This window comes from Parasutterella muris (assembly GCF_009767915.1).
Taxonomy (GTDB): Bacteria; Pseudomonadota; Gammaproteobacteria; order Burkholderiales; family Burkholderiaceae_F; genus Parasutterella; species Parasutterella muris.
The window spans coordinates 1-7,674 of record NZ_WSRP01000058.1 but is presented as its reverse complement, the minus strand read 5'-3'; the positions used below and the strand labels follow the sequence as shown (position 1 = coordinate 7,674).

5 protein-coding genes are annotated in these 7,674 nt (G+C 45.7%); all 5 read right to left on the bottom strand.

Features of this window, described 5'->3' with window-relative positions; translation table 11 throughout:
- Positions 1-558 precede the first annotated feature (558 nt).
- The gene (locus E5987_RS12080; protein ID WP_160336331.1) at positions 559-906 is read right to left on the bottom strand and encodes a hypothetical protein; all 348 of its coding nucleotides are present in this window, start codon (positions 904-906) and stop codon (positions 559-561) included.
- Between the two features lie 156 nt (positions 907-1,062).
- Positions 1,063-2,460 (bottom strand): hypothetical protein, encoded by a 1,398-nt coding sequence (locus tag E5987_RS12075; RefSeq protein ID WP_160336330.1) that lies wholly within the window; start codon positions 2,458-2,460, stop codon positions 1,063-1,065.
- Positions 2,460-5,708 (bottom strand): coiled-coil domain-containing protein, encoded by a 3,249-nt coding sequence (locus E5987_RS12070; RefSeq protein WP_160336329.1) that lies wholly within the window; start codon positions 5,706-5,708, stop codon positions 2,460-2,462. The genes E5987_RS12075 and E5987_RS12070 overlap by 1 nt, the downstream gene beginning before the upstream one ends.
- Positions 5,705-5,899, bottom strand: a complete 195-nt coding sequence (locus tag E5987_RS12065; RefSeq protein ID WP_160336328.1) for a hypothetical protein — start codon at positions 5,897-5,899, stop codon at positions 5,705-5,707. The genes E5987_RS12070 and E5987_RS12065 overlap by 4 nt, the downstream gene beginning before the upstream one ends.
- Positions 5,900-6,100: 201 nt before the next feature.
- Positions 6,101-7,435: an anaerobic C4-dicarboxylate transporter gene (locus tag E5987_RS12060; protein ID WP_160336327.1), complete on the bottom strand. Its 1,335-nt coding sequence runs from the start codon at positions 7,433-7,435 to the stop codon at positions 6,101-6,103.
- Positions 7,436-7,674: the final 239 nt, after the last annotated feature.

Here is a 7,674-nt window from a genome sequence, read left to right as displayed (position 1 = left end):
ATGATGAAGTAGATTTCCTGATTGTTATTTTCTTCGGTGATGAAGAAATTTTCTTTACCGCGAAGGGACTGAACGCCGTAGTAAGCGTTTTCCGGTACTTCTAAATCACCAATGAAATCATGTTCAATACGAGTCATTTACTAAACTCCTCTATTTAAAAAAGAACCCGTGTATTCCGGGTTATCCGATCAGCCGCGCCGGTCCTAAAACCGTGGTCATGCGCCACTGAATGTTTTAATAGGACTCGACGCACCCGGTCAAATCCTGCTTATGAATGAGAATCTTTTAATATGCTTCTCTTTCATGGCTGTGTATTTTAGTCTTAATCAAAAGAAAAATATATGGTTATCCCGACAAGCTAAGGGAAAACGAGATACCTATAAAATAAGTATGGTATCGACTATAACTCTTTGGTTTATTGCGTATTTCTTAATTAGCTTGTTAATTTAAAAGGTAATTTTTGCACCAAAGTGAGCAAATTGACAATGGTTTACCCATATGCCAAAGGGAGTATGGAGATCGAATTTTCTAATAGCGGTGCAGGAATTTCTTTGATGATTAAGAGGTCTCGAAACGGCATAAAAATTTAGACAGCATTTCGGTCAAGCCGTTAGGCGCATAGGCTTCGTTCACTTCGACGACATTAATCTTTTCAGCTGAGAAAATTTCAAAAGCCCCTGCGCCGACATTCCAAAGCGGATGTCGGCGCGACCTTTCATACTCCTTAGTATATTTTCCGCAAACGAGCAGCAGGCCTTCAATGCGGTCAGACGCATTGATCGGTGTAATGCCGAGAATGTATTTGAAAATCAGCGGCAGAAGCTGAGCGGAGATTACGGACGCAAGGTTGGAAAACTTCGCGTCAAGGATCAAGTAGTAGGACTTTCCTTCGTCATTGAGCTTCAACACATAGTCCGGCGTGTAGACGGCCTCTTCTTTAGCGTTTGACCGCAGAGTCAGCGGACAAGCGGAAGAAGAAGAAATGTAGGCCGTGCTGTTTCTGAATAGTCCTGTCAGGACGTTCTCTTCCCTGCTGCAGGAAATGACGGGTTCGAAGAAAAGCTACAGTGTTTTTTCTCCGCGTACAAATTCAAAATAATTACAAGGCGGATTACCGGTATTCTTTTGAAGCTGAAGCCAATTTTCAAATTTCTTTTCGGTCATACTCCAACCAAGTCGGGTCAGTTCTTCAATAATCTTGATAAGCAGGTAATGCTCGTAGAGTTTTGAGCTTTCGCTGACAGTCGACATCACGAACTGGGCCGACCCGGAATTAAGACGGTTTCCATACCATTCCCGCATCACAGCGTAGATCTGCCGATATTGCGGAATATTGAGAAAAACCGGCGTCGGTTTCGGCGTAAAACCGCCTTTAAGTCGCGTAACCGGAAGGAATCTGGAGTATTGAAAATGAATTTTTTTAATTTCTTTTAAAGCTTCCAGCAGTTTTTGGCTGATCTCGTTATAAAGCCCTTTATATTCTTCAAGCACAATGCTTGAAGTGTTGATATAGAACTCGTCGGATAGTGAAAGCAGCGGCAAGCCTTCAAAAAACTGTCCCAGATTGTTCGCCGCGCCTTTAGTTTTAAGAATCACGTCTTCGAGAAAACTGACGACAACCCGGTTTTCATAAACATCAAAATTAAGTTTGTTTTTGAAAACCAAAGTCTTTCTTGGCAGGTAAAAGAAAGAGCCGATTTGAATGTCGTTTTTTTCATGAGTCGGTTCAAGTTCGTCCGGATGATTCGCGATAAAAAACAAGGTTTCCGGTTTTACTTCGGTCAGCTTTTCAAAGTTATCGATGCTTCCGTTCATTTCCAAACGAGCACGGCTGTTTGAAGAGAAAAAGACAGCGTTGTAAGAATAGACGCTAATGATCTTTTTCAGGGTGAGCAGATAACGATCAAAAATTTTTATCAGTTCGGACTCATCATCAGAATCAGCCGATCTTGAAAGAAGCGTCACATTCTCACTGTATAGCAGTGCGCTGTATTTGCGGACTTTTTCGTAGATGCCGTAAAGGTTCTCACTCTCTACTCCCCTTGCGAGGCAGACAGAAAAATAATCGGAGTAAAGCCGGAGTGTCTCTTCGGAATCATCTCGACGAAGAGTCAGTTCCAAATAAACCAGTCCGAGACTGTTTGAGAATATTTTTTTATATTCAGTCGAAAAATTCGCCCTTTGTTTGAAATAATGACGAGCCGTGTCAGCTCGTCCTTTGTAAACGGACTGGCTTTCTATTGATATATCAAAGAGATCAAAGGAATCAAGAAATTCCTCAGACGCAAATTCAACCGCATAAGAAACGTCGTCATACACGCTGACGATAGTTTGTCCGCTGATGAAACGGTCGATCGTCGGCTTTTCTCTATGAAAAATCAGAGGCAGCTCTTCACTTTCATCAGATCCGGGAACGGATTTTCTAAGCGCTGCAGAGATTTGGATGTCCCAATCTGACATTAGAAGTATCCGAAGTAGTCCATTCGGCTTTCGCCTTGGCTGATGATCTGCTCAAGAATGCCTGCAGATTTGGTTAGTTTTGTGTCGCTAAGCCAGTACTGAAGCTCGTTCAGCTGCTCCTTATAGCCTTCCCCGACGCCGTTGATTGTGGGCAGAAGCTTCTGCGCGATCGCATAATCCAGTGAGAGCAGCTCAGAGCTCTGTCCGTCGCCGCTCTTCATCAAGGCAGACGATGTCTGGATGAAATTTGCCATTGAGAATTGTGTTCTCGGAGAAACCTGAACACCGAGATTGTTAAACATCGACTTTGCCGTTTGGAGAAGTTCTGTGACGCTGCCGGAGAGATTCACCGAGCTTGTCTTGCCGAAAGTGGCAAGGAAATTCTGCCAATTGATCGGTTCAAAATCGGTCGCTTCGGACATTTCGCTGGAAGAATGTTCGGTGACGCTATCGGTGTCAGGCAGCGTAATAATCCAAGCTCTGTCAATAAGACGCGGCGAGAGATTTTCTGTGGTGTGGTCGTTATTGATGGTCGCGAGAAAGCGCAGCGTGTCGGGAATCTTAAAGCTCATATTGTTTCCGAGCGAGATGTAGCTGAAGCTATCGCGCACGTCGCAGATATTCATAAAGTCTGCGAAGTAGTACTCCATCGGACTGAGGTTGGCTTCGTCAAGCAGTATGAAGTAAGGAAGCTCTTGGAATCCGACGCCGCACTCAGCATCCAGCTGGCGGAAACATTCGATGCGATGCAGGTCCTGGCTCTCAAAGCGTCTGGTTAGCGGGTTGTAGTATCCGATCAAATCGCGTTTTGAAGTCCAGCCCTTCTCTACGGACACAGGAACATAACGATTGGCGAGTTCGCGTTGTTCGTTCCATAGTGCGGGCACCTCCTGTTCTTTAGCAATTGAATTTAGGCCGAGATTGACCGCAATCAAATTGCACATAGAAGTCTTGCCCGAACCCGGAGTTCCGGAAAATACCGTCAGGAAGTTCTGCGCGATACAGACAAACATGTTGGTGAACTCGTTCGGATCATACTTTCTGAATCGACTCAGGCGTTTGATCAGTTCATCATTTAGCGCTCTGCCGGTGAGAGAAGATTTCTTGATCTGCTTTAAGAAGTTCACACGGTTTCTTGTCGCTTCCGTATTCCTTTCGTCGTTCCACCGGTTGGCAGCTGCCATAATTTTTGCAGTCACTTGGCCGTCGAAAGCGAGATCGGCTACCGTCCTTACAGTTTCATTGATCTTCTTGTTGAATCCTTCGAGCTTAGTATCGAAGTCTTCACGTTCTTTCTTAACCTGAGCGAGTTCTTCATTGGCCAGCCTAACCTCTTTGCGGATGCGGACCAATTCACCTCGTTCATCATCTCGAGCCTTACGGATGTCTTTTATCTCTTTTAGGTCTTCCAAACGGCTCTCGAGCAGTTCAATTTCTTTTTCAAGCTCGCTTTTGCGGCGTTTATTTGCCGCTTCGCGTTCTTTATCTTTTTTGCGATGTTCCAGCTCGGAAATTTGTCTCTGGAGATCCTCGCGTTTGTCTTCGAGCTCTTTGAGATCTTCCATGATCAGCTTGTGGGCCGGAAGCGATTTAAGAACGTCCTGATCAGTTATGACACGTTTATAAATTTCCTCGAACAGTTCGGGTTTTCTCTTTGCTGCTGAGCTCATTGCCGAGCTGATCATCTCGACGATTTGCTCAATTTGTCTGGATTCCGGAAGATTCAGCTGCAGGTATTTGAGCAGTCTTAGTGCACGCTGTTTGGTAATGACGGAGCCGGAATCAAAGAAACCGTTATGAAGATTATCGAGCATCCAACGAGAAATGACTTCGGGAGTTCCTTTTGCACGCGGGATTTTCCGGATGACTTCCTTGACGAGCGCTTCATCAGAAACCATATCCACTGTCGTTTTGCGAACCAGAAGCGGATTGGTGAAAATCATTTTTAAGTTGATAAGAACATTGATGCCTTCAACTTTAAAGATCGGACTGACCGGCGCATCGGGTCTTTCTTCGAAGCAGTCGACAATGCCTCTGTTTTCCGAAGATGTCAGCGGAGCGACATAGAGTCGTTTCAAGGCATCTTCTTTTAAGGAAAGAGGTCCGTAATATTTGTTATTTAGTTTCAGAACAACGAACTGTCCTCTGGCCAAATCGGAGAGTTCCGGACGAATATATGTTAAGCCGTTGAGTTTGATTTCAATTTTCTTATCCAGGGACACGGACTCGGGGTCAACTGGTTCTACGATATAAAAAGCCTGCCAATATCCGTTTTCACGGTCGTCAAAGGCGGCATTTCGGACTTCTTTTTTTGCAAAAAGCGAATAGATATCGAGAGTAAATTTGCTCTTGTTTTCGAAAAACGTGCTTTCAAGTTCGGAATCTTCGAAGGGGATGTTGAGAAGAATTCCGTTGGCCAGCGTTAACCGTTCCTTTCTGCCGACTCGATTTGCGTCTCCCAAGAGAATATTGGCCATCTCGGGATACAGTTCTTTGGCATTTTCGATTTTGTAAGGAAGTCCGTTATTCCATCTGCAAAGCGGATAAAAATTGCAGATAGTTGAGCTGTTGAAGCATCTAAGCAGTCCGGTCACCATAGGGCGTTTGATCTGTCGGATTTCCGCTTCTTCAGTCTCTAAATCTGCTAGCGCGCATTCTTCTTCGAGTTTTTTAATATCCGTATCAAACTGATCGGAGTCGCTTGTCGCAGCGTCCGTTTTATTCGTCAGTTCTTTCAGCTCTTCTTCCAGCGTGGGGATTGTATTATCTTCAGTTGTTTCCGGAGCGGCTGAAGAAATATCGGCGTTTTGATTTCCTGCCTCTTCGGAAGTTTCGACAGAAGAAGTACCGTTCGATTCTTTTAATCCTTCAGTTTTAGAGGGCTCGTTTTGTTTATCTGCGGCGCTGCCTCCCTGCTTCGGTTCAGTATTTTGTGATTTTTGCTGCTCTAAGAATGCAGCAGGAGTTAGTTCATCAAGAGGTTCATCGAATACCGGCTTGTTGATTCGATTGACAAAATCTGTATAGGAATCCGCCCCCAAACCCCAAAGCGCCAAGGTCATTCGATGTCTGGTTTGAGACGGTATTTCATTTTCATTAAAAACTATTTTCAACTGCTGAGCAATCTCAAGGGATAATTCGTCACTCTTTTTCGAGTCATCAGATTCACTTGCAAGAACCTGAGCCCACATGGCATCCAGGAGCTGAGGATACGGCTGAAACAGCAGCTCGGCGACGCGCTCAGTCAACGTGCGCCAGTTTTGTTTTTTTCCAGTACGCCGTCGTTGATGACTTTTTCGAGCTGAGGTTTTGTAATTGAGCCGATTTTTATATTGCGGCGATTGGCGACTAAAATTTTCTTTACCAGTTTTGTTATCTGTTTAGAGTCGCGGTCGCCTTTGAGGAGGTCAAAAATCGGGCCAACCAGATTTTCGTTCATGCCTGTTCCTTTTTATTTATTTTTTCGGCATTTTTCCCTGATTCTGAAGTGAGAGATCAGTCAGATTATTTCCGAAACATGTAATTATTAGATCCTTGGTATTTTCTGAAATTATCGCCGATCAGACAGGAAATGAAAAATCAACAGGCAAAAAAAATCCCGACATTGCTGTCGGGACTTTTACATCAATCTAGGATTGGGTTATACCAAACCGCAGACTACAAATCCGAAAGCGACGGAGAAGAAAATCGCCAGAACGCCAGGGATGAAGAAGGAGTGGTTGAAAACCCACTTACCGATGCGTGTTGTACCTGTGTCGTCCATCTGAACAGCGCCGAGCAGTGTCGGGTATGTCGGGAGAACGAACAGAGCGGAAACAGCAGCGAAGCAGGCAACCAGCATGTAGGCGTTGTCAGGGTTGGCAGCAGTAATGCCGAGCGCTGCAACAACTGTCGGAGTAATCGCCTTAGCAGTAGCGGCCTGAGAGTACAGGAGCATGGCGGCTAAGAAGAACACCACGGCAAGCAGAGCCGGATACTGGCTGATAGTCTGAGAAGCAAACGCCTTGATTTCGTTGGTGTGACCGGAAACGAATGTATCACCAAGCCATGCAACACCGAGAACGCAGACGCAGGCAACCATGCCGGACTTGAAGACGGATGTACCGGCAACGTCACCGAGTTTAACTTTACAAAGGACGGTAATAAGGGCGCCGACTGTAAGCATCAGGCTCATAATGGCTGCGTCACGAGGAACGACAACGTTCTTGATCAGGCCGACAGCCGGAGAAATGGCGGAAGCGTAGAAAACAACGCAGAGAACGCCGATAAGGAAGATCCAAACAGAGAGTTTAGCCTTGGCATCAATCTTCATTTCATGAAGACCAACTGTCGGTTTGACAAGACCTTCTTTAAGTCTTTCCTGATAGATCGGGTCTGCAGAGAGGTCCATCTTAGAGATGAGCGTCATGACGAACGCTGTGACCATGCAGCCAGCGAATGTTGTCAGAAGCCAAACACCAAGCAGAGCCGGATAGCTCCAGCCGAAGGGTTCCAGAACACCTGTCATATAAATAACAGCGGCGGAAACCGGAGAAGCGGTAATCGCGATCTGGGAAGCAACAACAGCGATAGAGAGCGGAACCGCGGGACGAACATTTTCGCCTTTAGCAACTTCAACGATAACCGGAATCATCGAGAAAGCTGTGTGGCCTGTACCGGCAAAAATTGTCAGAACATATGTGACCAGCGGAGCGAGGTAGTTAATGTATTTTGGGTTCTTGTAGAGAATTTTCTCAGCAATGTAGACCAAATAGTTGAGACCGCCCGCGAGCTGCATTACAGAGATAGCAGCGATCACGGAAGCGATGATCAGGATCACATCCCAGGGGATGTTGCCCGGTTTCATGCCAAGGCAGAGACCGAGTACGAGAACGCCAGCGCCGCCAGCGTAACCAATGCCGATGCCGCCAAGGCGAACACCGATGAAGATCGCGCCCAGCAGGACGATGATCTGAAGAATAATCATGATATCCATATATCCTCCGAAAGAAATCAAGCGGATAGTTTGACTTCAAGTGGCCGGCACCTATTTATGGGCAGCGCCGTTATTCCCCCCTTCGGATCGGAAGCGTCATGTGAGACCGACCCGAAAGGTATTTAACATCCTTAACGGATTTTTAATTACTTAACAAATTTAGGATTGATCAGGTTCTGAGTGTTGAAGATGGCATCCCATTCAGCCTGTGTGAGCAGGTGCTGTTCATCAACAACGAT